Origin of the sequence: Sulfurimonas sp. RIFOXYD2_FULL_34_21 (genome assembly GCF_001830805.1) — a bacterium.
GTDB lineage: Bacteria > Campylobacterota > Campylobacteria > Campylobacterales > Sulfurimonadaceae > Sulfurimonas.
The window spans coordinates 65,242-89,990 of the sequence record NZ_MICH01000011.1 but is presented as its reverse complement, the minus strand read 5'-3'; the positions used below and the strand labels follow the sequence as shown (position 1 = coordinate 89,990).

Annotated in this window: 30 protein-coding genes; 10 read left to right on the top strand and 20 right to left on the bottom strand. The window is 34.8% G+C overall.

Annotated elements, in window-relative coordinates:
• Positions 1–142: 142 nt before the first annotated feature.
• Positions 143–1,333, top strand: coding sequence for a hypothetical protein (locus A2530_RS08050; RefSeq protein WP_294883349.1), 1,191 nt, complete (start codon positions 143–145; stop codon positions 1,331–1,333).
• 210 nt (positions 1,334–1,543) lie between these two features.
• Here the strand turns inward: A2530_RS08050 and A2530_RS08045 are convergent, their stop codons facing one another.
• Positions 1,544–1,885: a type II toxin-antitoxin system PemK/MazF family toxin gene (locus tag A2530_RS08045; RefSeq protein ID WP_294883352.1), complete on the bottom strand. Its 342-nt coding sequence runs from the start codon at positions 1,883–1,885 to the stop codon at positions 1,544–1,546.
• Positions 1,872–2,099: a ribbon-helix-helix protein, CopG family gene (locus A2530_RS08040; RefSeq protein ID WP_294883354.1), complete on the bottom strand. Its 228-nt coding sequence runs from the start codon at positions 2,097–2,099 to the stop codon at positions 1,872–1,874. The genes A2530_RS08045 and A2530_RS08040 overlap by 14 nt, the downstream gene beginning before the upstream one ends.
• A gap of 115 nt (positions 2,100–2,214) precedes the next feature.
• On the opposite strand from A2530_RS08040, the gene A2530_RS08035 reads away from it, so the two are divergent.
• From A2530_RS08035 to A2530_RS08015, 5 genes are read left to right on the top strand one after another with little or no spacing between them, the layout of a single operon-like run.
• A complete protein-coding gene (locus A2530_RS08035; protein ID WP_294883356.1) occupies positions 2,215–2,655 on the top strand; it encodes a hypothetical protein in 441 nt (146 codons plus the stop codon).
• A 57-nt stretch (positions 2,656–2,712) separates the two neighbouring features.
• Positions 2,713–3,543 (top strand): SIR2 family protein, encoded by an 831-nt coding sequence (locus A2530_RS08030; RefSeq protein ID WP_294883357.1) that lies wholly within the window; start codon positions 2,713–2,715, stop codon positions 3,541–3,543.
• A gap of 13 nt (positions 3,544–3,556) precedes the next feature.
• Positions 3,557–4,156 carry a ClpP family protease gene (locus A2530_RS08025; protein ID WP_294883359.1) on the top strand — a complete coding sequence of 200 codons (600 nt, stop codon included), beginning with the start codon at positions 3,557–3,559 and terminating at the stop codon, positions 4,154–4,156.
• Positions 4,153–5,361 carry an ATP-dependent Clp protease ATP-binding subunit ClpX gene (clpX, locus tag A2530_RS08020; protein WP_294883360.1) on the top strand — a complete coding sequence of 403 codons (1,209 nt, stop codon included), beginning with the start codon at positions 4,153–4,155 and terminating at the stop codon, positions 5,359–5,361. Before A2530_RS08025 ends, clpX begins: the two co-directional genes overlap by 4 nt.
• A complete protein-coding gene (locus A2530_RS08015; protein WP_294883362.1) occupies positions 5,361–6,542 on the top strand; it encodes a NifS family cysteine desulfurase in 1,182 nt (393 codons plus the stop codon). The genes clpX and A2530_RS08015 overlap by 1 nt, the downstream gene beginning before the upstream one ends.
• A 5-nt stretch (positions 6,543–6,547) precedes the next feature.
• On the opposite strand, the gene A2530_RS08010 is transcribed toward A2530_RS08015, so the two are convergent.
• The 4 genes from A2530_RS08010 to A2530_RS07995 form a co-directional block, all read right to left on the bottom strand.
• Positions 6,548–6,931, bottom strand: coding sequence for a 4Fe-4S dicluster domain-containing protein (locus tag A2530_RS08010; RefSeq protein ID WP_294883364.1), 384 nt, complete (start codon positions 6,929–6,931; stop codon positions 6,548–6,550).
• Positions 6,931–7,308 carry a NifB/NifX family molybdenum-iron cluster-binding protein gene (locus tag A2530_RS08005; RefSeq protein WP_294883365.1) on the bottom strand — a complete coding sequence of 126 codons (378 nt, stop codon included), beginning with the start codon at positions 7,306–7,308 and terminating at the stop codon, positions 6,931–6,933. Before A2530_RS08005 ends, A2530_RS08010 begins: the two co-directional genes overlap by 1 nt.
• Positions 7,309–7,317: 9 nt before the next feature.
• A complete protein-coding gene (locus A2530_RS08000) occupies positions 7,318–7,704 on the bottom strand; it encodes a 4Fe-4S dicluster domain-containing protein (RefSeq protein ID WP_294883367.1) in 387 nt (128 codons plus the stop codon).
• A gap of 95 nt (positions 7,705–7,799) precedes the next feature.
• On the bottom strand, positions 7,800–8,219 hold the full coding sequence (locus tag A2530_RS07995) for a NifU family protein (protein WP_294883368.1): 420 nt from the start codon (positions 8,217–8,219) through the stop codon (positions 7,800–7,802).
• 127 nt (positions 8,220–8,346) lie between these two features.
• On the opposite strand from A2530_RS07995, the gene rpsU reads away from it, so the two are divergent.
• The gene (rpsU, locus tag A2530_RS07990) at positions 8,347–8,559 is read left to right on the top strand and encodes a 30S ribosomal protein S21 (RefSeq protein ID WP_011371658.1); all 213 of its coding nucleotides are present in this window, start codon (positions 8,347–8,349) and stop codon (positions 8,557–8,559) included.
• 54 nt (positions 8,560–8,613) lie between these two features.
• Here rpsU and A2530_RS07985 read toward each other — a convergent pair whose 3' ends face one another.
• The 10 genes from A2530_RS07985 to A2530_RS07940 all read right to left on the bottom strand — a co-directional run bounded on the left by A2530_RS07985 (position 8,614) and on the right by A2530_RS07940 (position 15,878).
• On the bottom strand, positions 8,614–9,711 hold the full coding sequence (locus A2530_RS07985) for a deoxyguanosinetriphosphate triphosphohydrolase (RefSeq protein ID WP_294883369.1): 1,098 nt from the start codon (positions 9,709–9,711) through the stop codon (positions 8,614–8,616).
• A gap of 10 nt (positions 9,712–9,721) precedes the next feature.
• Positions 9,722–10,885 carry a GGDEF domain-containing protein gene (locus A2530_RS07980; RefSeq protein WP_294883370.1) on the bottom strand — a complete coding sequence of 388 codons (1,164 nt, stop codon included), beginning with the start codon at positions 10,883–10,885 and terminating at the stop codon, positions 9,722–9,724.
• A 40-nt stretch (positions 10,886–10,925) separates the two neighbouring features.
• On the bottom strand, positions 10,926–11,483 hold the full coding sequence (locus tag A2530_RS07975; protein WP_294883371.1) for an alkylphosphonate utilization protein: 558 nt from the start codon (positions 11,481–11,483) through the stop codon (positions 10,926–10,928).
• Positions 11,484–11,708 (bottom strand): hypothetical protein, encoded by a 225-nt coding sequence (locus A2530_RS07970; protein WP_294883372.1) that lies wholly within the window; start codon positions 11,706–11,708, stop codon positions 11,484–11,486. It abuts the gene before it with no gap.
• A 5-nt stretch (positions 11,709–11,713) separates the two neighbouring features.
• A complete protein-coding gene (locus A2530_RS07965) occupies positions 11,714–12,547 on the bottom strand; it encodes an FAD-dependent thymidylate synthase (protein ID WP_294883373.1) in 834 nt (277 codons plus the stop codon).
• Positions 12,548–12,642: 95 nt separating this feature from the next.
• Positions 12,643–13,290 (bottom strand): protein-L-isoaspartate(D-aspartate) O-methyltransferase, encoded by a 648-nt coding sequence (locus A2530_RS07960; protein WP_294883374.1) that lies wholly within the window; start codon positions 13,288–13,290, stop codon positions 12,643–12,645.
• Positions 13,274–14,005: a carbon-nitrogen hydrolase family protein gene (locus A2530_RS07955; RefSeq protein ID WP_294891503.1), complete on the bottom strand. Its 732-nt coding sequence runs from the start codon at positions 14,003–14,005 to the stop codon at positions 13,274–13,276. Before A2530_RS07955 ends, A2530_RS07960 begins: the two co-directional genes overlap by 17 nt.
• An 80-nt stretch (positions 14,006–14,085) precedes the next feature.
• Positions 14,086–14,889: a peptide deformylase gene (locus A2530_RS07950; protein ID WP_294883375.1), complete on the bottom strand. Its 804-nt coding sequence runs from the start codon at positions 14,887–14,889 to the stop codon at positions 14,086–14,088.
• A gap of 8 nt (positions 14,890–14,897) precedes the next feature.
• Complete coding sequence (locus A2530_RS07945; RefSeq protein ID WP_294883376.1) at positions 14,898–15,341, bottom strand: DsrE family protein; 444 nt, start codon at positions 15,339–15,341, stop codon at positions 14,898–14,900.
• 6 nt (positions 15,342–15,347) lie between these two features.
• Positions 15,348–15,878: a carboxymuconolactone decarboxylase family protein gene (locus tag A2530_RS07940; protein ID WP_294883377.1), complete on the bottom strand. Its 531-nt coding sequence runs from the start codon at positions 15,876–15,878 to the stop codon at positions 15,348–15,350.
• A gap of 105 nt (positions 15,879–15,983) precedes the next feature.
• Here A2530_RS07940 and A2530_RS07935 point away from each other — a divergent pair, with 105 nt between their 5' ends.
• A complete protein-coding gene (locus A2530_RS07935) occupies positions 15,984–16,676 on the top strand; it encodes a MerR family transcriptional regulator (protein WP_294883379.1) in 693 nt (230 codons plus the stop codon).
• Here the strand turns inward: A2530_RS07935 and A2530_RS07930 are convergent.
• The gene (locus tag A2530_RS07930; RefSeq protein WP_294883380.1) at positions 16,654–17,676 is read right to left on the bottom strand and encodes a ribonucleotide-diphosphate reductase subunit beta; all 1,023 of its coding nucleotides are present in this window, start codon (positions 17,674–17,676) and stop codon (positions 16,654–16,656) included. The two genes, A2530_RS07935 and A2530_RS07930, sit on opposite strands and share 23 nt — an antisense overlap.
• A gap of 257 nt (positions 17,677–17,933) precedes the next feature.
• On the opposite strand from A2530_RS07930, the gene A2530_RS07925 reads away from it, so the two are divergent.
• Entirely contained in the window at positions 17,934–18,785 is an 852-nt protein-coding gene (locus A2530_RS07925; protein ID WP_294883485.1) for a bifunctional methionine sulfoxide reductase B/A protein, read from the top strand.
• Positions 18,786–18,835: 50 nt separating this feature from the next.
• Here the strand turns inward: A2530_RS07925 and typA are convergent, their stop codons facing one another.
• Positions 18,836–20,638 (bottom strand): translational GTPase TypA, encoded by a 1,803-nt coding sequence (typA, locus tag A2530_RS07920; protein ID WP_294883382.1) that lies wholly within the window; start codon positions 20,636–20,638, stop codon positions 18,836–18,838.
• Between the two features lie 156 nt (positions 20,639–20,794).
• Here typA and A2530_RS07915 point away from each other — a divergent pair, with 156 nt between their 5' ends.
• Positions 20,795–22,030 carry a CCA tRNA nucleotidyltransferase gene (locus A2530_RS07915; protein WP_294883384.1) on the top strand — a complete coding sequence of 412 codons (1,236 nt, stop codon included), beginning with the start codon at positions 20,795–20,797 and terminating at the stop codon, positions 22,028–22,030.
• Here the strand turns inward: A2530_RS07915 and queF are convergent.
• Together queF and gyrB are read right to left on the bottom strand one after the other, a co-directional pair.
• Entirely contained in the window at positions 22,019–22,396 is a 378-nt protein-coding gene (gene queF / locus A2530_RS07910) for a preQ(1) synthase (RefSeq protein ID WP_294883385.1), read from the bottom strand. The genes A2530_RS07915 and queF overlap by 12 nt on opposite strands.
• 23 nt (positions 22,397–22,419) lie before the next feature.
• Positions 22,420–24,729 carry a DNA topoisomerase (ATP-hydrolyzing) subunit B gene (gene gyrB / locus A2530_RS07905; RefSeq protein WP_294883387.1) on the bottom strand — a complete coding sequence of 770 codons (2,310 nt, stop codon included), beginning with the start codon at positions 24,727–24,729 and terminating at the stop codon, positions 22,420–22,422.
• Positions 24,730–24,749 lie beyond the last annotated feature (20 nt).

Here is a 24,749-nt window from a genome sequence, read left to right as displayed (position 1 = left end):
TTAAAAAACCTTGCAATTCATCATGTTTTATACAAATATTTAATAATTAACACACATTTAACATGTAAGTTATTTTTGTTTTTTTAAGTTGATGTATATATAATGTGTTTGAATAAATAGTTAGGATACAAGGATATATAAATTGAAAAGAACAATATTTTATTCATGGCAATCTGATTTACCAAATAATACAAATTGGACTTTTATCGAAGATAGTATTGTTTTATCTACAAAAGAGCTCAAAAAAAACAAGCCTATTTCTATTAATATAAATGTTGATAGAGCAACAAGAGAAGATACAGGTTCTCCTGATATTACAGAATCCATATTTAGCAAAATAAGTAATAGCAGTGTATTTATTGCTGATATATCAATAGTAAATAATTCAGATGAAAATATTAGAAAAACACCCAACCCAAATGTATTAATTGAACTAGGGTATGCGGCAAGAACCTTAGGTTGGGAAAAAATTATTTGTATATATAATACAGATTTTGGGAGCTTTGATGATTTACCATTTGACTTAAGAAATAGAAGAATAATGACTTATAGTTTAAATGATAAAGTTAAGCTTGATATTAAAAAAGGTTTATCAAGTCAAATTAAAAAATCTATTATTGAAATGCAATCTAAAGGAATTTTAACAGATAAAATTTTAGATTTTCTAAAAAAAGAAATCGACCAAGAAATGCTAGCATTATTATCTCACTTGATTAGATTCATTAATAAACAAAGTGAATCTATTAACTTCTTTGATGAAATAACAGCTTTTTTAAATTATGAAAAAGAGGACATAATAAAAATATTAAAAGATAAAAAAGTAATAGGCTTTTATATACTAAAAAGTTTTTTTGAGCATGAAAATAAGTTTAATACATTTATTAATCAAGCAATGGGTTCTCAATACTATAATAGAGAAATATTAAATGCACTTATTGACATTTATGAGTGGTTTTCTGCATATAGTGATATGTGGACAAAATATTCTTCTGATTTATTTATCAAACTTGATAAAAAAGAAGATAAATTATTTGTAATTCATAGTAATCAAGTTTCTCCAGATAATAAACTTGATAAGAGATATTTGCTTATGGAAAAGGTTGGAGAAGAAGGTAAAGGTCGAGTACATGATTTTGGAGATTTTTATCCAGGTCATATTGAAAATCTAATCAATTATTATCAATTCAATAATGATTACTTAGATAAGTATGTAGATGCATTAATGATATTAATAAGAAGCTTGAATAATTGGCTAAATATAACAAACAATGAGATAATCATGGATTTTGTAAAAAACTTTAGAGTTAAAAAAACTGATGGCGATTGGCTGTAAGTCCTAACAAGTACTAGGAGAGAAATAAGTAGCCTAGCGGCGACTTATTTCTCAAGACAAACGTTAGGATAATAATGGAACTTTTAGATATTTCCCAGTGGTCAAAATTGCACTTTACTACTACTTTGATATAAGCCAAAGTTTGAAACTGTTATGAAAGTTTTAAACTCTTTAGGCGTAAAGCTTCAGGCTACGGCTTAACGAACAAACTCAAGTCAAAACTTCATCCAAAAGCTGTTTTACGATTTTCAGCTCTTTTGCACTCAATACACATAATTTTTCTATCAGTCTCTCATTATCGATGGCTCTGATTTGTGCTATAAGTATGTCTGAGTCCTCTTTGAGGTTTTCTCGTTTGCCAATTCGCATTCTTAGAGGCTGTGCATCTTCTACGAGCGAAGTAGTTAGCGGTAGGATTACAGTAGTCGGGTAAGAGCTTTCATTTAAATCATCATTTTGTAAAATCAGTACGGGTCTTACTTTACCCACTTCATTGTTTTTCTTTACAGGATTAAGATTTGCCAGCCAGATTTCACCTCTATAAGCCGTCATTTAGAGTTCCATCTAGCAGTTTTGCTTCTTTGCTATCTGCTTTTAATGTCTTTTCGACCGCACTTAACATTCTTTTCTTTTGAGAATTTTCAAAACTTTTGGCATAAAAAGAGATAGCTTCACGAATGACATCACTCTTCTTTTTATGTAGTGACTTACTAAGAAATTCAAGCTTTTTTTCCAATGATTCATCAAGTCTAACTGTCGCCGTCATATTAAATCCTTTTGTATTTTGTAATACAGTATTATAACATACAACAAATAATTAAATTCATATACGAATAGAACACAATATGCACAAGATGAGTTAAACAATGAAAGGGTATCTTATGAGAATCGCTATTCCGCTTGATAAAAATATGATGTTTTATAACGAAAACCCATATACTGCGCCGAAATTTGCTATCTATTTTATTGAAGGCAATCACTCAGATATAAGCTTCAAGATTCTCAAGATTTTAGACAATCCCAGATATCTTGATGTAAGTGAGGGAGTTGAAGAAATTCAAAAAAAATGCGACTGCAACATAGAGCGTCAAACCGATATGCAGCACATCTGTGAACACTACTCGATTCTTGAAACTATCGGCAACTGCAGCTATCTACTGGCTGCAAAGTATTGTCATAATACCTACAAAACACTAAAAAACGGCGGTATTAAAATCTTTAAAATCCCCTCTATTATCAAAAAAACTGAAATAGCTATAAAAAATTTTCTTATAGGAGCTTCCTTTGCAAATAAAATTCAAAGCATACATGATGCATCTTGAGGACATCGATTACGGCTCACAAAAAATGACAATTACCGACAAAAAAGGATGCCACTAATGAGTGATGTTATACAAACTATAAAAAAAGAGTTGAGAAATCATACGACAGTTCCATATTTCGGGCTTGGTATATTTTATAACACAAAAACAAAAGAGGGCGAGCAGATGCCTTATGATTCCGATTCGATGATACTTATGATGAATAACAATCGTCCTATGAGCCAAAGGCTTATGTTTGAGTACTCTCGCGCGGCTATGCACCTAGAACAAAGGCGGGGTGTTGATTATATAGTTCAACTTACAAACCATATATATACAAAAGATTTTACACCCACACCTTTGCAAAAAGCCATAGTTGACATGTTGCCTAGATATATCATAGACACCAACCGCGATTCTAAAATTCAAGAGCTGTTAGCTTACGAACCGCACTCTTTGGTAGTCGGAAAAGCTCGAATTATGGCAGATAAAAACCGCTATGAAGTATATGACTATGACGTAGAAAACAAAAAATATTTTTTAGTTGACGACGAAGTGCTAGATGATGCCAAAAAAATTCTATTTAAACCGATGGGTTCAACTCTGCCTGAGCCAATTTTCATAATTTCAGATGCAGACTACGTTGACTGGCTAACAGAAGCCATGGGCGGATTTGCACTGCCACCCATACTTAAAACTTACAGAAAAACAAAAAAGTACCTTTTTTTAGGCACTTCGTTTGACAGAGACACCGACAGAATGGTAGCCAACGAACTTACGTTGAACTTGGAAGGCGGTTATGTAATTAGTGATAAAAAACTCGGTAAAAAAGAGAAAAACTTTATCGAAAAACATAATCTTGAAGTTTTAAGTATGTCGCTTGAAGAGTTTACTCAAGCATTTATATAAATAAGGATTTACAATGCCGATGATTCCGACAGTAAAAGACCGCTCACAAAAGGGCGAACGCTATTTTGATCTCTTTTCAAAGCTTATGAATGACCGAGTTATTATGATAACCGAACCGATTGATGATTATATGATGGGCATAATCGTCTCTCAACTGCTCTATCTTGAAGCTGAGGATTCAGACGAACCGATTCACATGTACATTAGTTCTCCCGGCGGTTCCGTTATGGCGGGACTTGCGATTCTTGATACTATGGAGCTTATAAACGCACCTGTTTATACTTATGCCATGGGAATGGTTGCTTCTATGGCGGCAATTCTTTTTACATGTGGACAAAAGGGTCATAGATATATTATGCCAAATGCCGAAGTTATGATTCATCAGCCACTAGGCGGAGCTTCAGGGCAGGCAAGCGATATAGAGATTCAAGCAAATCATATTTTAAATCTCAAAAAAAGAGTTTATAAAATTCTTGCAAAGGCAACGGGACAACATGTTAAAACTATTGAGAAGCAGAGTGATCGTGATAACTATTATGAAGCACGTGAAGCGATTAAATTTGGATTGGCCGACAAATTATTAGAAAAAATCACTAAAAAGGACGAACAATGAATCAGGAAAAAAGTTGTTCGTTTTGCGGACGCAGACAAAGCGAAGTCAAAAAAATATTTTCATCCGAAAAGACACATATCTGCAATGAGTGTGTAACTACATGTTCAAATATTTTGCAAAAAGAGATAAAGTATGAACAACGCGCACAGATGCACGAAAAACTGCCTAAACCTCAAGAAATAGTCGAGTACCTAAACAAACATATCATCGCTCAAGAGGATGCAAAAAAAGTTCTGGCAGTAGCGCTTTACAATCACTACAAAAGGATAGAAAATCCTATCTATAACAACATTGAACTTGAAAAAAGCAATATTTTACTGCTAGGACCCACAGGAAGCGGAAAAACACTTTTGGCAAAATCATTGGCTCGTATTATGAATGTACCCTTTGCAATAGCAGATGCTACGGCACTAACGGAAGCCGGTTATGTAGGCGAGGATGTCGAGAGCATCTTATCCCGTCTGCTTGCCGCGGCAAACTATGACATAGAACTGGCTCAAAGAGGCATAGTCTATATAGACGAGATTGATAAAATAGCAAAAAAAACAGAATCCTCTACTATGGGGCGCGACGTGTCGGGCGAAGGCGTACAGCAGGGACTTTTAAAAATACTAGAGGGTGCGGAAGTCTATGTTCCTCTAAAAGGGAGCCGTAAAAACTCTACGACCGAGACGGTGCTTTTTGATACAAAACATGTACTTTTTGTCTGCGGCGGTGCGTTTGTAGGATTAGTACCCGATACTCATACGAAAAAATCAAACAGAGTCGGTCTGACTCAGGTACAAAATGCAAATGCAAAAGAGTTTAAAGTTGACCAAAGAGCGCTTGTTCATTATGGAATTATTCCCGAGTTTATAGGTCGAATTCCGGTTATTGCACAGCTTAAAGAGTTAAGCATCGATGAGATGGTACAAATCTTAAAAGAACCCGACAATGCTCTTATAAAACAGTTTCAAGCTCTCTTTGAGATGGATGGAATCACTTTGAATTTTGAAGAAAAAGCGTTAAAAGCAATAGCCGAAGAAGCCGTGGAAAAAGGAGTTGGAGCAAGAGGGCTTAGAGGAATTATAGAAGAGATAATGCTTCCTCTTCAGTTTGAATGTCCATCCGATGAAAACTTGCTGACATGTACTATTACAGAAGCGATGATAAAAGATAAAACAAAAAAACCAATCTTAACTTACAAAGAAGAGAAGGAAGCATAATGCGTGTATATTTAGACAACAATGCCACAACAAAAATCGACCCGCTTGTAAAAGTAAAAATGCAGCCGTTTTTTGAAGAGCTGTATGGAAATCCAAACTCGCTTCATCAATACGGTATAGAAGTAAGACCTGCTTTGAACGAAGCTCTGGGATACATGTACGACGCTCTTAATGCGCCTAGCGAAGATGATATCATTATTACCTCTTGTGCGACGGAGAGCAACAACAGCGTATTAAAAGGTATCTATTTTGAGTATATAGCCAAAAATCCGCTGAAAAATCATATTGTTACAACATCGGTTGAACATCCTGCCGTGTTAGATACTTTGATGTTTTTAAAAGATTACGGTGTTGATGTAACATTTGTTGACGTGAACGAAAACGGCGCTATATCTGCGCAAGATATTAAAAATGCCGTAACGGACAAAACTATACTTATCTCCGTAATGTGGGCAAATAATGAAACCGGTGTGATATTTCCGATTGAAGAGATAGGCAAATTTGCAAAGGAAGCGGGAATACTCTTTCACACGGACGCTGTTCAGGCCATAGGAAAAGTTGAACTGGATTTGACAAAAGTACATGTAGATTACCTTACATTTTCAGCTCATAAATTTCATGGACCAAAAGGAGTCGGCGGACTCTATGTAAAAAAAGGCAAAAACCTTCCTAATCTTCTTCACGGCGGCGAACAGATGGGCGGTAAACGCGCAGGAACTCTGAACGTAGCATATATTGTCGGGATGGGATTAGCTATGAAACAAGCAATGAAACATGTAGAAATTATGAATAGTAAAGTTCGTACTCTTCGCGATAAGCTCGAAGATGCTATTTCAGAAATTTCGGACTCTTTCGTAGTCGGTCAAAGAGAGATGCGTACGCCAAACACACTGTTGGTATCGCTCCGCGGTATAGAGGGCGAATCTATGTTGTGGGATTTAAACCGTGCAGGAGTAGCGGCGTCAACGGGAAGTGCCTGTGCTTCTGAGTCTCTTCATGCAAATCCTATCATGAGCGCAATAGGAAAAGATGCCGAACTGGCACATACGGCGATACGTTTATCACTCTCAAGATTTACAACCGAGGATGAGATTGATTACACTATCGATGTATTTAAAAAAGCGGCTCAGAGGCTGCGTGCCATATCTTCAACTTATGCTTACACAAACTCTGTTGCCTAAAAGCTTTAACAGCATTTAGGCTCTTCTTGAACCTCTTTTTTTACACCGCGCATACTTAATGGGATATCTTCGCGATATTTTTTCTCTCTAAAAGCAGGAGATTTAACAACACCGTTTTTTTGACTTAGTTTATAAACCTCTTCATTTAAAAAGTGCTTATCAAACTCTTTAGTAAAGGGCATATCCCAAGTTATACAACCGATGCTGGGACATATTGCCGCACATTGAGGATTGTCAAAAACTCCGACGCACTCGCTACATTTCTCAGGTTGAACATAGTAACGGCTCTCTCCCGTGGGATTACTCATATCATCAACTATCGCATTAAGCGGACAATTTTGTAAACAGGCATCACATGTAATACAGCTTTCGTCAATTATAACAGCCATTATGCACTCCTTATTTGTGCTTTGTGATAAATTCTAAGTAACCAAGGAGCAGGAGCATCTTTTAGCAAATCTTGCAGTTTTAAAATAGCCTCTGCTATATTTTCGCCATCAGCTACTCTCACGGGATGGATACCCGCACTTTGAATCATCTTTGACGCAGTCGGACCAATCTGATTGCAGTACATGATATCTGCCTCTTTAAGAGTATCAATCTTATAGTCTAGCTTCTCTTTTTCCCCCTGCGGCTCTTGTGAAGCATCAATAACTTCCAAAAACTCCGCACTATCTTTTGAGACACGGTAAAGATAAAATGATTTAGACCAGCCGAAATGTTGATTTATACACTCTCCATCAGATGATGCAAATGCTACTCTCATAATATTGCCTTAAAGAGATACATTTACATGTAATTCACGCGACTTCATATCAATCTCTTGAATAAAAGGCTGAGCCTTGATGGAAGGAAGCATTAGACCTTTTTTCTTATGCTCTCTGATTTTATATACATTATTATCATTTCCTGACATGTAGTACTCTTCAAAATCGACGGTATAAGGCATATCCCACACGATTGAGCCTTCAGTCGGACAAGCCTCTGCACATCTAGGCACATTTGCATGACCTACACACTCTACGCAACTTTCCGCCTTGACGTAAAAACGCTCACCCTTATGCGGGTTTTTTTCATCACTCTCACCTAGTATTGCGGCAACAGGACACTCGGACGCACAATCACCACAGTTTATACAGTTATCAGTTATCATTACAGCCATTTTTTTCTCCTAATATAAGTTCAATAATCAATTTGCATCTTCTGTTCTAGAAAATTATTCTAAGCAATCTTTTTTTCTGCACTCTTACCACTGTGTTACATCAGATATAAAACAACATTTTTATCAATCAGTCTCTCAAAATGATTTAGTAACATGTCCGCCGTTGAAGTTGAGCCTAAGTGACATCCCGAACATGAACCTATATAATTCAACCATATTTGAGGGTTTTCCCCCGAAATATAGTTTACAAGTTTTACTCCTCCTCCATCGCTTAAGAGAACCGGGCTTATCTTAGTGTCTATTAAGTCTTGAATTAACTTTTTTTGGGCAAAATCACTAAGCAGATAAAAAGATTCGTTTTTAGCCCCTCCTATTGATGAGTTGCTTACATAAGTAATAATTGATTGGGCTTGAACATTATTGTTGTGAGCCGCTGCAATCAAGTATCGCATAGCTTCCAAAATATTTCCGTCTTCTTTATAAAGCATCCCTGTTTTTAGTTGAACATTACTCATACTCTTTTCCTTTATATATCTTTTGTCTAAAATATGCATTTAATATTCTAGAATCCAAAACGACACTAAATAAAGATATTTATGGTACAATTCCAGTTCAAATTTTACAGAAAGTGGGTGATGTGATATGCCAGGTATAGTACTACGCAGTGATGACAATTTTGATGCATCTTACCGTCGTTTCAAAAAGCAGACTGACCGTAACTTAATCGTTACTGAAGCTCGTGCTCGTCGTTTCCATGAAACGAAAACTGAAAAACGTAAGAAGTTTTTAATTGCATCTCGTAAGAAAATGCTTAAACGTCTTTATATGATGAGACGTTACGAATCACGCCTATAGTATAAGCCTTCGGGCTTATAACTACATTTATCTTCAATCAAAATATTACTTTTACTATAATTTCCCGTACATCTCGTTATAAAACGACAAAGCGTATCTATCGCTCATAGAAGCTATATAATCAGCTATTACCCTATGTTTTTTTCTGCTCTCTAGTTGATTATAATAAAATTTCGGCATCATTTTGGGTTCTTCGTTAAGTCCTTTGTAAAGTCCTTTAATCGCCTGTTTACCGGCATACATCTTTACCATGATATCTTTATGCTGATATAGTTTGTTAAATAACAGTTTTTTAAGCTTTTTTAACTCTGTTTCAAGTTTTTTATCAAAACCGACAGGGATATCTGTTTTACAATCTATCGTTGCGCAAAGTATCCTCTCATTTTTAATCATATCTTTAGAGTAGGCTATAAGCGAATAGACCAGATGATTAATTAGATGTGAAACAAAACGGTATCTAAACATCTCGTCTTCGCTCTCGGATATCCCTTCATCTTTAACTTTTTGCAAAATCTCTCTTATAAGTTCGCTCTCTTTTAAATCATCAAAATTTATTAAGCCGGAATTTACCCCATCATCTATATCATGAGTTATATATGCTATCTCGTCGGCTCTATCAACTATCATCGCTTCTATGCTTGGATGAGTATCAAAATTAAATTGTTCATCTATTATAGACGGGAGAAAACTTTTTTTATATGGATATGAGTGTTTAAGTATCCCCTCAAGTGTCGCAAAGGTAAGATTTAAGCCGTTAAACCCGTTATAACGTTTTTCAAGCGAAGAGACGACTCTAAAGCTCTGAAAATTGTGTTCAAAACCATTTTTATGTCCATCTTCTTTTAAACACTCATCAAGCGCATCGCCGCCAATATGACCAAAAGGAGTATGACCCAAATCATGTGAAAGCGCAATTGCTTCCGCCAAAGATTCGTTTAACCCTAAGTGAGAAGTTATAGAACGAGCTATTTGAGAGACTTCTATGGAGTGTGTCAGACGTGTACGAAAAAAATCACCCTCTTGATTTAAAAATACCTGCGTTTTATACTCAAGTTTTCTAAAACTCCCCGAGTGGATTATCCTGTCTCTGTCCCTTGCATAAGGATTTCTAAAATCTTCATCTATTTTGTAAAATCTGTCATGTGGTTGCATTATTTGCCTTTTATGCTTTTACTACTTGGTTTCTTCCCGCTTTTTTAGCCTTATAAAGAGCATTATCCGCTCTTTTCATAACTGCAAACGGGTCTTTGTCTTGAGAGCTTCTTTGTACTACGCCGGATGAGATATTTATATATATGGTTTTCTGACTTGACTTATTTCTTACGCTAAAAGGGCTTTTTGCTATAGTCTCTCTTAAGATATCCGTGTGTTTGTATGATTCATCCGCGTCACGTGAAGGAAAAAGTAAAACAAACTCCTCTCCGCCGTATCTGTAAGCTTTTCCGCCTCCGCTAACGTTTGCCAGTTTTGAAGCTACCATCTTTAAAACCTCATCGCCGGTATCATGTCCGTAAGTATCGTTAAACTTTTTAAAGTGGTCTATATCTATCATTGCAAGCGAATACTTCATGCCCAACTTTGCCATATCCTCTACTAATGCTCTTCTTCCCGGTAAAGACGTAAGCTCATCGTAAAATGCCAAACGATAGGACTCGCGTATAAGCAAAATAAAGATAATAACACCTATAGCCAATAGCGAAAGTTTGTTAGCATATGGTGTTTTTATAAAATATAGTCCCGCATAAAAAGTCAGTGTTATAACTAAAAATGAGCTGTTATACAACATGTATCTATTAAACACCACCAAAAATGTCATTGCAATAAGTACAAATATACCTATCACTACGGATATATCTTCAAGCGGATAAAAAGAACTCGCAAAAATTTTCATCTTTAAAAGAGCGATTAACTCATCATTTGGATAAAAAACAAAATATAAAACTACAACTATTTCAAGCACAAAAAAGATAATTTTTATAATACCCCAAATTGAGAAAAGTCCTCTCTCTTTGAGAGATAAAAATATGAGAAAATGTAGCGGAAATAGCATAGAGACATATAAAAAGAGATTTGTCGCCCTCTTTGCATCCAAATACTCAAACCCTAACGGCATTAATAAAAGAGGAGTAATTACGAATATAAATCTATTTCGGTTAAAGTGCCATGAAACCCATAATATAAGTGCGCTGATAGCATAAAAGAGGTAGGGAACGAGATTGAATATAATTTTTGGTATTTTTGCTTCATTAAATACCATTAGCGCAAACATAAAAGAGATAAAAAGGGGTATTGCTATATTAATAGCTATTGATTTTGAAGAGTTCATATATACCTTTTTAACTCGTTATCGAGTGTCACTACTCAGTTTACGCTTTTTTCAAAAACTCTGTTTTTAGATAGATTTTAGTTCCGTTTACACGACCTTCAATGTGACCTTCTACGTCTGATGGGATAGAGATATTTCTAACGGTGGTTCCTCTCTTTGCAGTAAAACCTGCACCTTTAACCTCTAAGTCTTTGATTATAACTACGCTGTCACCGGCATTTAAAATTACTCCGTTAGAATCTTTAACGACTATATTACTTGTGTTTGCGCTTATTCCGGAATCTGCCCATGCTTTTATATCATCTTCCATATACATCATATCAACTAAATCTTCTCTTCCTAGAGCTTTTAAAAGTCTGTACGACATTACCGCTACGGCAGGAGTTTCGCTCCACATACTGTCATTTAAGCAGTTAAAATGTGCCTCATTCATTTTATCGGGGTTTTCTATCTGCTCTTTACATGTAGAACATAGATAGATAGACTGCTGGGCACTTCCATCCGAAGGTGCTACTTCAAAAGCACTAAGTCCTTCGCTGCTTCCACAAAGTTCGCATACGCCGCCGCTTCTAGTTTCTAACTCTTTTTCTAAACTCATCTATTTTTCCTCTTTTTTGAACTTTAGTGCATCTTCTACATCCGTAGAAGTTTTTGCTTTTGTTTTGTTAAATGCTTTATCCGCTTCTTCTTTATTGTAGTTTCTACACTCTTTTGGCATAACTGCATTTGGCTCATTAGCTATTTGATCGCAAATCGCATAATTAAACTCAAAATATGAACACCCGCTAAATAACAAACTTGACATTAAGATATATTTATACATGTTGCCTACTTTTTTTTGATTATTAAATCTAAATATTTTGACGGTGTCGCTCTCATCATCTCCTGTGCCAGCCATCTTATCTGAAAATATGCCGCACCGCTGTCTCTAAGCGTAAAGTAGTTTTTCAGACTTCTAAGATTAAACGTTACGACCATATCCACTTTCCAGTTATCGGTTACAATATGCTTAAACGCATCGCCGACGTTTCGCTTCTTTTTTCCGCTCTCTAGTGCTTCAAAAAGTACCTCGGAGCTGTTTTTAAACTCTTCTAAAAATCCAAGTGAACTCTTTGCAACGGCAATCTCGTAAAAATCTTCCACTCTTTTAAATTGAAATTCAAGTTTATCATAAATTGTAGCTGCTTCGATTTTATTATACTCTTTATCGCAAGTTACAAACATATCAAAATCAAGAATTTTATCTATAAAAAACTCCCTGTTTTTAGATAAGTGCGAAGCTACGAAAGCGTTTATAACAGAACTCATCGTATAACGCGTACTTCTGACGGAGATTGCTTGGATACGGTGACGAGCATGTTCTTGAAGTACGCCTCTACTTGTTCCTCTAATTAGAAAACTCAGATTTGCATGTTCTAAAATAGAGTGATGGAAGTGTGTCCATGCCAAATCATCCAATAAACTTGACTCTTGGATATCGTTTATCTCTTTACATGTAGAGTCATCGGGCATATAGTTTTGGATATATTTTACAGATTCATTTTCGCTGTTTTGGAATGAATCATAGCAGGTTCTTGCCGCCGCTTCAGCCACACCGATGCCGGTATCTTGCATTAAAACTACTTCAGGCTTTGAGTAATTTATGCCATACGTCTCTTGCATAATCCGTCCTAGTTTAGATTAGTGTTATTTTACAATAATAAACTTAGTCTATTCTACTATCTCTACATGTATTAAAAATATCAGTTTCATCAGGTTTACTTTTGAACACCGTTTAAGATAGGAACAAAATCACAATATTCAAGCTCCTCTTTTTGAATCGATTTTCCTGTTTTTTTAAAACGCGTTATAATCTGTTTGAAACCTACTTGCATAGGTGCTACCAATATCCCGCCATCTGAGAGTTGTTCAAAAAGTTTTGCCGGTATCTCTTTTGCCGTTGCCGAAAAAAGAATTCTGTCATAAGGAGCATATTGAACCCAGCCGTTTTGTCCATCTTCTACTCTTGTGTGAATGTTGTTAATTCCGAGTTTTCTAAATCTTGATTTTGCCTCTAGCATTAAAGATTCTATTCTCTCTATGGTAAAAACTCCGCGAAACAGATGCGATAAAACAGCTGCCTGATAACCGCTTCCGCAACCTATTTCTAAAACTTTATCCGTACTTTTTGGCTCAAGATAGTGCGTCATTTTTGCAACCGTCAGCGGAGAGCTTATCCACTGCGCAGAACTCATCGGAAGAGCATCAAGCTTATATGCACTTTGTCTAAATCCCGATGGCACAAACTCTTCTCTGTTTGTTTTGGCTATCGCATTTCTAATACTCTCGCTTAGAGGAAATATTTTATGGCACTCATCAGCTAGTTTTGCTGTTTTTATTGCTGTAATTCTATCCAATGCCCACATCCATATATCGTCTCATTGTTATAATCTCTTTTTTGTTGTATGGTATCTCCAATAGAGTTCTATCGCCGTTTCTCTCGTCTTCGCCGTGAGGTCTTATAATACCGCTCATCTTTGTACACTCATCATTTTGCGAATCGCTTGCCACTACGTAGCATTGATTTATAATAGCTAACGTTTGTGTTATGACCCTAAAATGCTCTGTTCTTAAAACTCCCCACCAAGAAGGAACGGCTATAACATCACACCCCTCAAGTTTTTGCCAAAACTCTTTAAAACGGAGTTCAAAACAGATTAAAATACCTATTTTAATTCCGTCCACTTCTACAATTTTAACATCTTCGCCGCTACCCTCAGACATGTACTTATGTTCGTTTCCGAAACGAAACAATTTCGCCTTTGCTCTTTTAAAAACTATTTCGCCGTTATAAAAAATTTTGGCAAAATTAAAAACTTCATTACCGTTTTTCTCAAGCATAGTGAGTATGATTATTTTTCCCAAAGAGGCTTTTTTTAGCTCAATATCAGCTACATGTGAAAATTGTACCGCTTTGTCATAGTTCTCATAGTCAAAACCGGTTAAACAAACTTCAGGAGCAACTATAAGGGATTTTTGAGATGTTTTAGCTACCAAATCCAAAAGTGTTTGAAGGTTATCGTTATAGTCGCCAGTGGTGTCAAAAAGTAGTGAGCAAAGTTTGTAGCCACCCTTAGATATATTTTGAGTAATAATATTCTCCGCTAAGAAATTAGTCCATCATTATATCTTATTTGGCATCGCTACATGTAGTGCTAACTCTAAATTATAAAAAATTTAGCCAAAAATAAAAGAGCTAATTTCAACAATAAAATAAAAGTAGTTCCTATTATATTGCCTATCTGACAAGATGTGCAGTGTTTATACTGTCTGCCCTCATACTGTGCATAAAAGAAATAGGTAACGGTAAGCGCCGCCATTGAAATCAAAATATAATTTTCTGCCGTAGCTAAAACGCTCAAGGTCTCTTCGCCTACAAAAAAACTCAAAAACAGACCTATCAATCCAAAAATAAAAAGATATTTAAATGCTTTAAGTATAACATCTCTTTTAAATACCGTGGGACAGTCATTCATAGTTATGGCATCAGTTCCAAACTCAAGTTTTGAATCAAAAAGTTTTTTCTCATCCTCGTCAAGTCTTACTCTTAAGTTTGAACCAAAAACGTAATCTAGTTTTCTTTGAATCGTTATTGAGAGCTCGCCGTCTGCATCTAAAAACTTCTGATTTGCATCTCTGTCTTCATACATAAGAGTAACTTTTTCGTATCTTGTCGTTTTTGCACTCATTCCCGGAAAATATGCAGTTTTTTCTATCGGGGTGACCTTTCCTTCTCTTTTTAAAATCCTAGGATTTATAAACTCCAAAAACTCGCCGTTATGCTTAACTACTACGACAGAGAGCGGAGAACCTATCTGAAATGCCGCCAATGCATTTAAATCATTAGCCTCAATTGTATCTTTTAAGTCCTGTATCGTATTAAAAAGCTCATCATTGAAAAATCTAACATTTGCTCCAAACTCCAAACTCGGTGTCGTAGGGTATGTTACTATCTCTTTTACCATTGTTTTCCTTATTCAAATGTCATTAGGGCATAACCCATATTTTGATAGCCTATTGTCTCTATGAAACTATTTTTGGAGATTGTAACGAATGAGACAACATCCTCATTTGGAATTGTGCTTGCATTTAGACTCATAGCACAAACAACTATATCCACACCCTTATTTGCTAATTTAGCAAGTTGATTTTGAGAGCGTTTTACATGTTCTAAATCTTCATCTTTTACTAACTCATCATAATTTTTTGAAACTATCGGCGCACACCCTCCGTGTATAGTAATTGCAAATTTTATAGTATCTGAATTTTTTTCTATCATATCCATAGTTCTCTCAACCAACATCATTCGGCTTGCCACATACTGCATGTTCTTTGAGCTGCAATCAAATACGGCTTTGTACTCTTTAGCGTCTAAAATCGTTATAAATAGAGATAAAATTAAAAACAGATACTTCATTAGGATTTACTCCCCTAGAGCAAAAACATTTGAAAGAGTATTGATATAATTAAAATAACCCGTAATTGCAACAGCTTCTAAAATCTGTAAATCCGTATAACCTAAATCTTTAAGAGCATCAATCTCTTCTTTTAAAATCTTGTAACTATCTTTTTTAGAAGCTTTTATACAGAAGTTTAGAAGTGCTTTTTCTTTATCTGTAGTGTCAATCGCATCGACACCGTTTAAAACCTGCGCTATACGCTCATCTGAAAGTCCCAACATTTTAGCAATGCTTTTATGCACATCAACACACATTTTGCATCCATTTTCTACGGATATAAGAAGAGCAATTGACTCTTTGATATCATAAGAGAGTTCCGTCTCATCAAGAAGATATTTTTGAATCATCCCATCAGTCGCAAAGTATATCTTTTCATCAAGCGCCAAAAGTTTAAATATCTCACCCAATTTTCCAGTTTTTTCTAAAATAGGACGCGCTCTATCTTGAATAGCCGGTGTCATATCCTCAAATTCAGGTAGTTTAATATGTGCCATTTTTTCCCTTATCTTATTTTGATTAAAATTTATAAAACGTTAAGTAGAGCTTAACGTTTAAAATTATAGAGTATAATTCTTATATTAATATTAATAGGATTATACATGGAATATAAAATATCTGAACTTGTTGCGCAGACTGATGTTCCCAAATCTACCATTTTATACTACATAAGAGAGGGTTTGTTGCCCGAAGCAAAAAAGCTAAAATCAAATGTTCATAGATACAGTAACGAACATATTGAGCTTATAAAATATATTAAATACATGAAGCAGGAGATGGGAAGTTCTAATGAAGAGATAAAACATGCTCTTGAAAATAAAAATCAATCTCTATCAAGCTCATTCTCAATGCTAGCACCCTTAATGCAAACATTAAGTGCTATACCTTCAGGTGCAAAACACTACACTAAAAAAGAGTTTATAGAACATTATGATATTGATATAAAACTTTTACAACAGCTTTTAATAGACGGTATTTTAGTGCCGATAAACAGTGACGATTTTACCGATAAAGAGGCTTCTATAATAAGACTTATAGAGGATTTTAAAGAAGTAGGCATCGAATATACTCTTATAAGAACATATGTTCATCATGCGAAAATACTTGCAGAGCTTGAACATAATATACAAAAACAGCTTTGCAGTGTTCGCAGCGATGAGAATTTTTCCACACTCTGGAAAATTATGTTTGAAACTCTTTTTAACGCTAAAGAGTATCTCTTTAGCCGCTATACGCATAATATTTTATTTAAAGCTCTTAAAGATGAGATTTCTAAAAATCATCATCAAAACTGAGACTTCCTTTTGAGTAGTTTGCAACCGTTCCTTCAAAAAAGTTTGTTTTTTGATCATTAAACTTTGAAAAATCATCAACCCATTTTATAGGATTTGTTACGTTATAGAGTTTAGGAAATCCTACACTAGAGAGTCTATCGTCTGCAAGGTACTGGATGTATTGCTCTAAAATAGCGTCAGTTAAACCTAAAATTTGTCCTTGCGTTATGTATTTTCCCCAATTAGATTCAAGTTTTACAGCCTGTTTAAACATTGCGATAACTTCGTTTTTCAATTGTTCCGTAAAAAGGTCTGGTCTCTCTTTTCTAAGGGAGTTTATAAGGTTTTGAAAAAGAACCAAGTGAGTTACTTCATCTCTTTGAATAAATCTAATCATTTGTGCGGAACCTAACATTTTTCCGCTTCTTGCAAGTGTATAAATGTAAGCAAAACCACTATAAAAATATATACCCTCTAAAATCTGGTTAGCGAAACAAGCTTTTACAAAGTTGTGTTCTGTTGGATTATTAGAAAGTTCATCATAAACACCTGCTATTGCATCATTTTTTGTTTTTAGCATCATGTCTTTGCGCCAAAGGTCATAAATCTCATCACTGTTAGCTGAAATACTGTCAACCATAACAGCGTAACTTTGTGAGTGAAGTGCCTCCTCATAAGCTTGACGAACCAAAATAAGATTTATTTCAGGAGAAGTGACATAAGGATTTATATTATCCATAATATTGTTCGTTTGAAGCGAATCCATAAAAATCAGCTGTGAAAGTGCTTTATCGTAAGCCTCTTTTTCCATTTCGGTAATGTTCTTATAGTCGCTTACGTCACGCGTCATATCAACCTCTTTTGGAAACCATGTGTTGTTTAACATCATCTCCCAAAGATTATATGCCCATTGATACTTTATATCATTTAACTCAAATATTCCTGTGGGATTGCCACCAAATATTCGTCTTTCATTTACACTTTCGTTTGATTCAGGATTATATATTTTTTTTCTATTCATCTCATCTTCCTAAAAATTAAGTTTATGATTATATCTTTATGAAGGTTTTTATTTTATAAAAGAGTCCAAATATTGTCATAGCTTTAAATTTATCTTATAAATATTTTTAATAAATATATTCTATATTTTAGTGTAGTAATCTTACTTATAATAGTATAAAATAGAATATAAAGGAGGATGGTATGAAATTATTTCTACTTTTCATACTTATTATAACAACCATGAATGCAATTGTCTTGAAGCCGTGGAGCGGTAAAATAGAAAAACTTAGCGATGAAGAGAGACATGTAATAATAAATAAAGGTACTGAGAGACCTTTTAGCGGTAAATATACAAATGAAAAATCAGAGGGCGTATATACATGTAAGCTCTGCGGAGCAGCGCTTTATGAATCAAAAGATAAATTTGATTCACACTGTGGATGGCCTAGTTTTGATGATGCTATAAAAGGAGCGGTAAAAAGAGTTCCTGATGCGGACGGAAAAAGGATAGAGATTGTTTGTGCCAACTGCGGTGCACATTTAGGTCATGTTTTTGAGGGGGAAGGATTTACGTCCAAAGATACAAGATACTGCGTAAACTCAATCTCACTAAACCTTGACAAAAAGCAAGATGCAAAAAATAGTGAGTTATCATATGCTTATTTTGCAGGCGGCTGTTTTTGGGGAGTAGAGTACTATCTTGAAAAACTTAACGGTGTTAAAGAGGTAATATCAGGCTTTATGGGAGGACATGTAAAAAATCCTACATATTATGACGTAGTTAAAAAAAATACCGGACATCTTGAAGCCGTTAAAGTTGTTTATGACAAAAATATAATCTCCTACGAAGAGATTGCTAAAGCATTTTTTGAGATACATGATCCTACACAAACTAACGGTCAAGGTCCAGATATTGGGGAGCAATACCTCTCGGCAGCTTTTGTTAATAACGAAGATGAGAAAAATACGATAATCAGACTGATAAAAAAACTTGAAGCCAACGGCTACAAAGTGGTAACTAAGATATTGGATAAGTCTGAATTTTATGAAGCTGATGAGAGTCATCAAAACTATTACGAGAAAAAAGGTTCTACTCCGTATTGTCACGGATATACAAAAAGGTTCTGATTAAAGTTTAATGGCGAGAGATTTTAAACTCTCTCTCGCCATTTTAAACTTTATTTACGTGTGTGTCTTTTTCTCTCTGATTCAGTTAAGAATTTTTTACGAATACGAATACTTTGAGGTGTAATTTCCAAAAGTTCATCATCTTCAATCCACTCTAATGCACGCTCTAACGACATGTCACGAGGTGGAATAAGTTTGATAGCTTCATCAGCTCCGCTTGAACGTACATTTGATTGAGCTTTACCTTTAATCGGGTTAACTACTAAGTCGTTTGAGCGTGAGTGTTCACCGACAATCATACCCTCATACACTTTAGTTTGAGGTCCAATAAATAATACACCGCGGTCTTGGATATTGAATAGTGAATATGCCAATGTTTCGCCGTTTTCCATAGAGATAAGTGCGCCATAACTTCTTGACTCAACACTTCCGCTATATGGACGGAACTCTAAGAAAGAGTGATTCATGATACCTTCGCCTTTAGTGTCTGTTAGAAACTGTCCACGGAAACCGATAAGAGCACGTGCAGGAATTTCAAACTCGATTCTTTGAAAACCTTGTCCCATCGGAACCATTGATTTCATCTCAGCTTTTCTTTTACCCAAACGCTCAATTACCGTACCGCTCAACTCTTCCGGAACATCGATAACAAGGTGCTCAAACGGTTCACATTTTACACCCTCTATCTCTTTTACGATTACTTCGGGACGAGATACACCAAATTCAAAATTTTCACGACGCATATTTTCAGCCAAAATCGTAATTTGAAGCTCACCACGACCTGAAACTTTGAACTTACCTTCGCCGACAACTTCAAGTCTCATAGCAACGTTTGTCGTCATTTCAGCTTCAAGTCTATCTTTTAACTTATTTGAAGTTACATGTTTACCCTCTTGACCTGCAAGCGGAGAGTCGTTTACTGAAAATACAACAGTAAGTGTCGGCTCTTCAATGTGCATAGGATCAAGTGGCATAGGATTTTTAGGATCACAGATAGTATCGCCTACGTCAACTGTCTCTAAACCTGCAAATGCTACGATATCACCCGCTTCAGCTTCATTTATCTCCATACGATTTAAACCGTGAAAGCCGATTAGTTTTGTTATGCGTCCTTTTACCAGTTCACCGTCGGCTTTTGCAAGCATAACATTGTCACCTTTTTTGATAACACCGTTAAAAATACGGCTAATTCCTATTTTTCCTACATAGTTATCGTAGTCAAGCGTAAAAACTTGTGCCTGTGTATGATTTTCTCTATCACCTTCAGGCTCAGGTATTTTGTCAAGAATCGTCTCAAAAATACACTCAAAGTTTCCATCAGGATCAGCCATATCAAGTTTTGCAATACCATCACGCGCTGCAGCATATATGATTGGAAAATCAAGTTGATCTTCCGTTGCATCCATAGCTGCAAAAAGGTCAAACATCTCATCGACTACACGCTCAGGTTCTGCTGAAGGTTTATCGATTTTATTGATTACGACAATCGGTTTTTTACCAAGCGCCAACATCTTTTTAACAACGAATTTTGTTTGAGGCATAACACCCTCATAAGCATCAACAAGTACCAAAACACCGTCAACCATCTTTAAAACACGCTCAACTTCGCCACCAAAATCGGCGTGACCCGGAGTGTCGATAATATTTATTTTATGATCTTTGTAACGAATTGCCGTGTTTTTTGAGAGAATCGTAATACCGCGCTCTTTTTCTAAAGCATTACTATCCATAGCGCGTTCTTCATGTTGCTCGTGAGCACCGTATGTTCCGGACTGCTCTAGTAGTCCATCAACTAATGTTGTTTTACCGTGGTCAACGTGAGCGATAACGGCAATATTTCTAATCTTTTGCACAAGGCTTCCTTCTTTGGTTTCTTAAAAAATAATGAAACCAAGATAAAAATTTTCGCGATTATACCTAAATTAAAGTAATTAATAGGTAAAAGTAATGATATACTTATAGGATACTTTATATTTTCTAATGTATATACTCATATTTTAAGAGTCAATATGATTAATTATCCGCATAAATTAAATGTTATATTTGATAAATTAAAAAGTCATAATATCAAACCGATAATTGTAGGTGGTTTTATTAGAGATTTTTTACTGGGTATCCAATCCAAAGATATCGATATAGAAATTTATGGAATATCCTCATTTGTGCAACTAGAAAATTTACTAAAAGAGTTTGGAAGCGTAAATATAGTCGGAAAAAGTTTCGGCGTTTGCAAACTATATTTTGAAGATTATGATTTAGATTTCTCTTTCCCAAGAAGAGACAATAAGATAAAAAACGGTCATAAAGGATTTGAAATTGAGATAGATACAAATCTTGATTTTAAAACTGCAACTTCACGAAGAGATTTTACGATTAACTCCATCGGATATGACGTAATAGAGAAAAAAATATTAGACCCGTTTAACGCAATAGATGATTTAAAACACAAGGTACTAAGAGCGGTAGATAACAACAGTTTTGCCCAAGACCCTCTTAGAGTCTTAAGAGCTGTTCAGTTTAGCACTAGATTTGAACTTAAAATAGATAATGATTTATTTTTAACATGTAAAGATATGGTCTCTAAAAAAATGCTTGACGAACTTCCAAAAGAGAGAGTCTTTGAAGAGATAAAAAAACTTCTTTTGTACTCAAAAAAGCCATCAGAGGGATTTAAACTTTTAAAAGAACTTGGAAGCGATATTTATACGGGCAATATAGCTGTAATTGATGAGATATCAAAACAGCTAACAACTAACATACAAACAAATTTGATATTGATGTTGTCAGGGCTTTGTTATGATTTCAATGAAAAACAGGCAGAAAATTTTATTTTTAGATTTACAAATGAAAAAGTATTATTAAATGAAACAACAAAACTAATTGAATTACATAATGAAATTGACAACATTTATAATAACGGTGTAACAGACTACGAACTTTATAAGCTAGCTACTAAAGTAAAAATAAGTAAACTTCTTATTTTGTCCTCTTCAATATATTTTGCTAAGAATGAGTCTAAAACTTATAAAGCCGGCAATGATATTTATGAAAAAGCAAAAGAGTTAAATATTTTAAATAAAAAACTCCCGCCGCTTATAATTGGAAAAGATATATTAAAATGCGGTTTTGAACCCTCAGTACTCTTTTCAAAAATCTTACATGTAGCTTATGAAGCTCAAATGCAAGGTAAATTTAAAAGCCGCAAAGAGGCTCTTGTGTGGTTAAAAGATTATCTAAAGCTTTGAACTATCAATCTCTATAACAGTATGAACGTTGCCTCGCGGATTATAATCAGCTACTATTTTCATATATTTTGGTTTTAATTTTCTTTCTAAAACACCATAAATCTCATTGGCGCTATTTTCATGAGAAATATGTCTATCTCTAAACGAGTTTATATAAAGTTTGATAGCTTTTAACTCTACAACCCACTCATCAGGCGTATATTCTAAATATATTGTTGCATAATCAGGATATCCGCTTCTTGGACATAGACATGAAAACTCAGGAAGCGTCATTTTTATAAGATAATCTCTTTTATGCTCGTTAGGCCAAATTTCCAAATCTTTTTCTACATCAAACTCACTAACAATTTTTTCACCGTATTTCATAATAACTCCTAAACTTTTTAGTGTTATACATCTAAATGCTTAACATCTTTAGCATGTGTTTCTATATAGTTACGGCGAGGTTCAACTTCATCACCCATAAACAGAGTAAACGTATCACTTGCAAGTTCTGCATCATCAATAGTAACTTGCAGTAAAACTCTATTTTCAGGAGTCATTGTTGTTTCCCAAAGCTGATCAGGATTCATCTCTCCTAGACCTTTATAACGCTGAATATAAGCACCCTTTTTAGCATACTCTATAATGTTATTTAACACTTTAACAACATCTTCTTCAAAATCTAAATTCCACTCTTTTATCTTCTTATATACATAACTGGCTTCAGCAAAATGTGGAGCACCAAACAAATCATCATTTATAAGTAACTCTTCCATTCCGTCTTTTGTCTGTACAAAAATATGAATTGATTCGTTATTAATACTTTTTGTTAAAATATTATTTCCCATTCCGACTAAAAATTCTTCAACTTTTTCATACATTGATTTTATATCAAGACCTATTAAATCAGGATTCTCTATAAAATGGCGAATTAGGCTAACTAACGCATATCTTCTCTCTAGTGCTTCAAGTGAACCTCTATAGTGGTCAACCATTTTAAAATATGAGATTAAATCATTATGTCCAATAGTTTCAATATTTAAAGATTCAATACCGTTTTCTATAAGAAAATCATTCATTTGACGATCATCTTTAAAATAAATCTCTTTTTTACCTTTTTTATAACGATACAGCGGCGGTTGTGCCAAATATAAATAGCCATTTTCTATAACACTTTTAAAGTGACGGAAGAAAAATGTAAGTAATAAAGTTTGAATATGAGAACCATCAACATCGGCATCAGTCATGATAATAATTTTATGGTAACGAAGTTTATCTTCATTATACTCTTCACCGATACCACAACCCATTGCAGTTATCATATTTGTTATCTCTTCAGATTTCAAAATCTTATCAAGTCTAGCTTTTTCAACATTTAAAATTTTACCTTTAAGCGGTAAAATCGCTTGAAAAACTCTATCACGACCCATTTTTGCAGAACCGCCTGCCGAATCACCTTCGACTAAATAAAGTTCACAAATTGATGCATCTTTGCTTTGACAATCTGCAAGTTTTCCAGGAAGAGTTCCTACACTCATAGAGTCTTTTCTGCGTGTAAGTTCTCTAGCTTTTTTAGCAGCTTCACGACCGCGTGCAGCCATCAAAGATTTAGCAACTATCGCTTTTGCTTCAATAGGATTTTCTTCAAAATATTTGCTAAGAAGTTCATAAGTAGATTTTTGAACTAACGGTCTTACATAAGTATTTCCAAGTTTACCTTTTGTTTGTCCTTCAAACTGAGGTTCAGGAACACGAACTGAAACGATTGCTATAAGACCTTCGCTAGTATCTTCACCGCTTATTTTTACATCTTTCTCTTTTGCCGCACCGTTTTGTGCATTATAATTTGAAATAACACGAGTAAGTCCTGCTCTAAAACCAGCTTCATGTGTTCCACCGTTTGGAGTACGGATATTATTTACAAAAGAATAAACTTTTTCATCATAAGTATCATTATACATAAGTGCTATATCAAACTCTATATCTTCAATTTTTGAACTAAAAACAAAAACTTTAGCAACTTCTTGTTTTTTATTTAAATCATTTACATATTGAGCTATACCACCTTCAAAATGGTATGTTTGTGAGAGGTTTGCTCTCTCATCTTTAAAATTAATAGTAATAAATGGATTCAAATATGCTAACTCTTTAAATCTTCTTGCCAAATATTCATACTCAAAAATTATTGTTTCTGTAAATATGCTTGGATCTGGAATAAATTCAATTGTTGTACCTGTTTTACGTGTTTTTCCAGTAACTGCTAAAAGTTCTTGAGGAATACCTTCTTTAAAATTTTGCTCAAAAATTTCCCCATTTCTGTAAATAGTCATTTTTAAATCGGCAGAGAGTGCATTTACAACAGAAACACCAACACCATGAAGGCCGCCTGAGACTTTATAAGTATCTTTATCAAATTTACCGCCGGCATGTAAAACTGTTAAAACAACAGTTGCAGCACTCATTCCTTCTGTTGGATGCATATCTGTAGGAATACCACGCCCATTATCAGAAACTCTACATGTACCCTCTTTTGTAAGAGTCACATTTATTGTATCACAATGACCAGCCATTGCCTCATCAATAGAGTTGTCAATTACTTCATAAACTAAATGATGTAAACCTCTATGACCGGTATCTCCAATATACATACCAGGACGTTTACGAACAGCCTCTAGTCCTTTTAGGACTTTAATATTACTAGCACCGTAATTTTCCATTAACATCTCCATAGCCATTT

Bases quoted from the DNA above. Each gene is read 5' to 3' on its own strand.
- A2530_RS08045 (WP_294883352.1), bottom strand. From the start codon at position 1,885: ATGACGGCTTATAGAGGTGAAATCTGGCTGGCAAATCTTAATCCTGTA.
- A2530_RS08040 (WP_294883354.1), bottom strand. From the start codon at position 2,099: ATGACGGCGACAGTTAGACTTGATGAATCATTGGAAAAAAAGCTTGAA.
- A2530_RS08035 (WP_294883356.1), top strand. From the start codon at position 2,215: ATGAGAATCGCTATTCCGCTTGATAAAAATATGATGTTTTATAACGAA.
- A2530_RS08030 (WP_294883357.1), top strand. From the start codon at position 2,713: ATGAGTGATGTTATACAAACTATAAAAAAAGAGTTGAGAAATCATACG.
- A2530_RS08025 (WP_294883359.1), top strand. From the start codon at position 3,557: ATGCCGATGATTCCGACAGTAAAAGACCGCTCACAAAAGGGCGAACGC.
- clpX (WP_294883360.1), top strand. From the start codon at position 4,153: ATGAATCAGGAAAAAAGTTGTTCGTTTTGCGGACGCAGACAAAGCGAA.
- A2530_RS08015 (WP_294883362.1), top strand. From the start codon at position 5,361: ATGCGTGTATATTTAGACAACAATGCCACAACAAAAATCGACCCGCTT.
- A2530_RS08010 (WP_294883364.1), bottom strand. From the start codon at position 6,931: ATGGCTGTTATAATTGACGAAAGCTGTATTACATGTGATGCCTGTTTA.
- A2530_RS08005 (WP_294883365.1), bottom strand. From the start codon at position 7,308: ATGAGAGTAGCATTTGCATCATCTGATGGAGAGTGTATAAATCAACAT.
- A2530_RS08000 (WP_294883367.1), bottom strand. From the start codon at position 7,704: ATGGCTGTAATGATAACTGATAACTGTATAAACTGTGGTGATTGTGCG.
- A2530_RS07995 (WP_294883368.1), bottom strand. From the start codon at position 8,219: ATGAGTAATGTTCAACTAAAAACAGGGATGCTTTATAAAGAAGACGGA.
- rpsU (WP_011371658.1), top strand. From the start codon at position 8,347: ATGCCAGGTATAGTACTACGCAGTGATGACAATTTTGATGCATCTTAC.
- A2530_RS07985 (WP_294883369.1), bottom strand. From the start codon at position 9,711: ATGCAACCACATGACAGATTTTACAAAATAGATGAAGATTTTAGAAAT.
- A2530_RS07980 (WP_294883370.1), bottom strand. From the start codon at position 10,885: ATGAACTCTTCAAAATCAATAGCTATTAATATAGCAATACCCCTTTTT.
- A2530_RS07975 (WP_294883371.1), bottom strand. From the start codon at position 11,483: ATGAGTTTAGAAAAAGAGTTAGAAACTAGAAGCGGCGGCGTATGCGAA.
- A2530_RS07970 (WP_294883372.1), bottom strand. From the start codon at position 11,708: ATGTATAAATATATCTTAATGTCAAGTTTGTTATTTAGCGGGTGTTCA.
- A2530_RS07965 (WP_294883373.1), bottom strand. From the start codon at position 12,547: ATGCAAGAGACGTATGGCATAAATTACTCAAAGCCTGAAGTAGTTTTA.
- A2530_RS07960 (WP_294883374.1), bottom strand. From the start codon at position 13,290: ATGTGGGCATTGGATAGAATTACAGCAATAAAAACAGCAAAACTAGCT.
- A2530_RS07950 (WP_294883375.1), bottom strand. From the start codon at position 14,889: ATGGTAAAAGAGATAGTAACATACCCTACGACACCGAGTTTGGAGTTT.
- A2530_RS07945 (WP_294883376.1), bottom strand. From the start codon at position 15,341: ATGAAGTATCTGTTTTTAATTTTATCTCTATTTATAACGATTTTAGAC.
- A2530_RS07940 (WP_294883377.1), bottom strand. From the start codon at position 15,878: ATGGCACATATTAAACTACCTGAATTTGAGGATATGACACCGGCTATT.
- A2530_RS07935 (WP_294883379.1), top strand. From the start codon at position 15,984: ATGGAATATAAAATATCTGAACTTGTTGCGCAGACTGATGTTCCCAAA.
- A2530_RS07930 (WP_294883380.1), bottom strand. From the start codon at position 17,676: ATGAATAGAAAAAAAATATATAATCCTGAATCAAACGAAAGTGTAAAT.
- A2530_RS07915 (WP_294883384.1), top strand. From the start codon at position 20,795: ATGATTAATTATCCGCATAAATTAAATGTTATATTTGATAAATTAAAA.
- queF (WP_294883385.1), bottom strand. From the start codon at position 22,396: ATGAAATACGGTGAAAAAATTGTTAGTGAGTTTGATGTAGAAAAAGAT.
- gyrB (WP_294883387.1), bottom strand. From the start codon at position 24,729: ATGGAAAATTACGGTGCTAGTAATATTAAAGTCCTAAAAGGACTAGAG.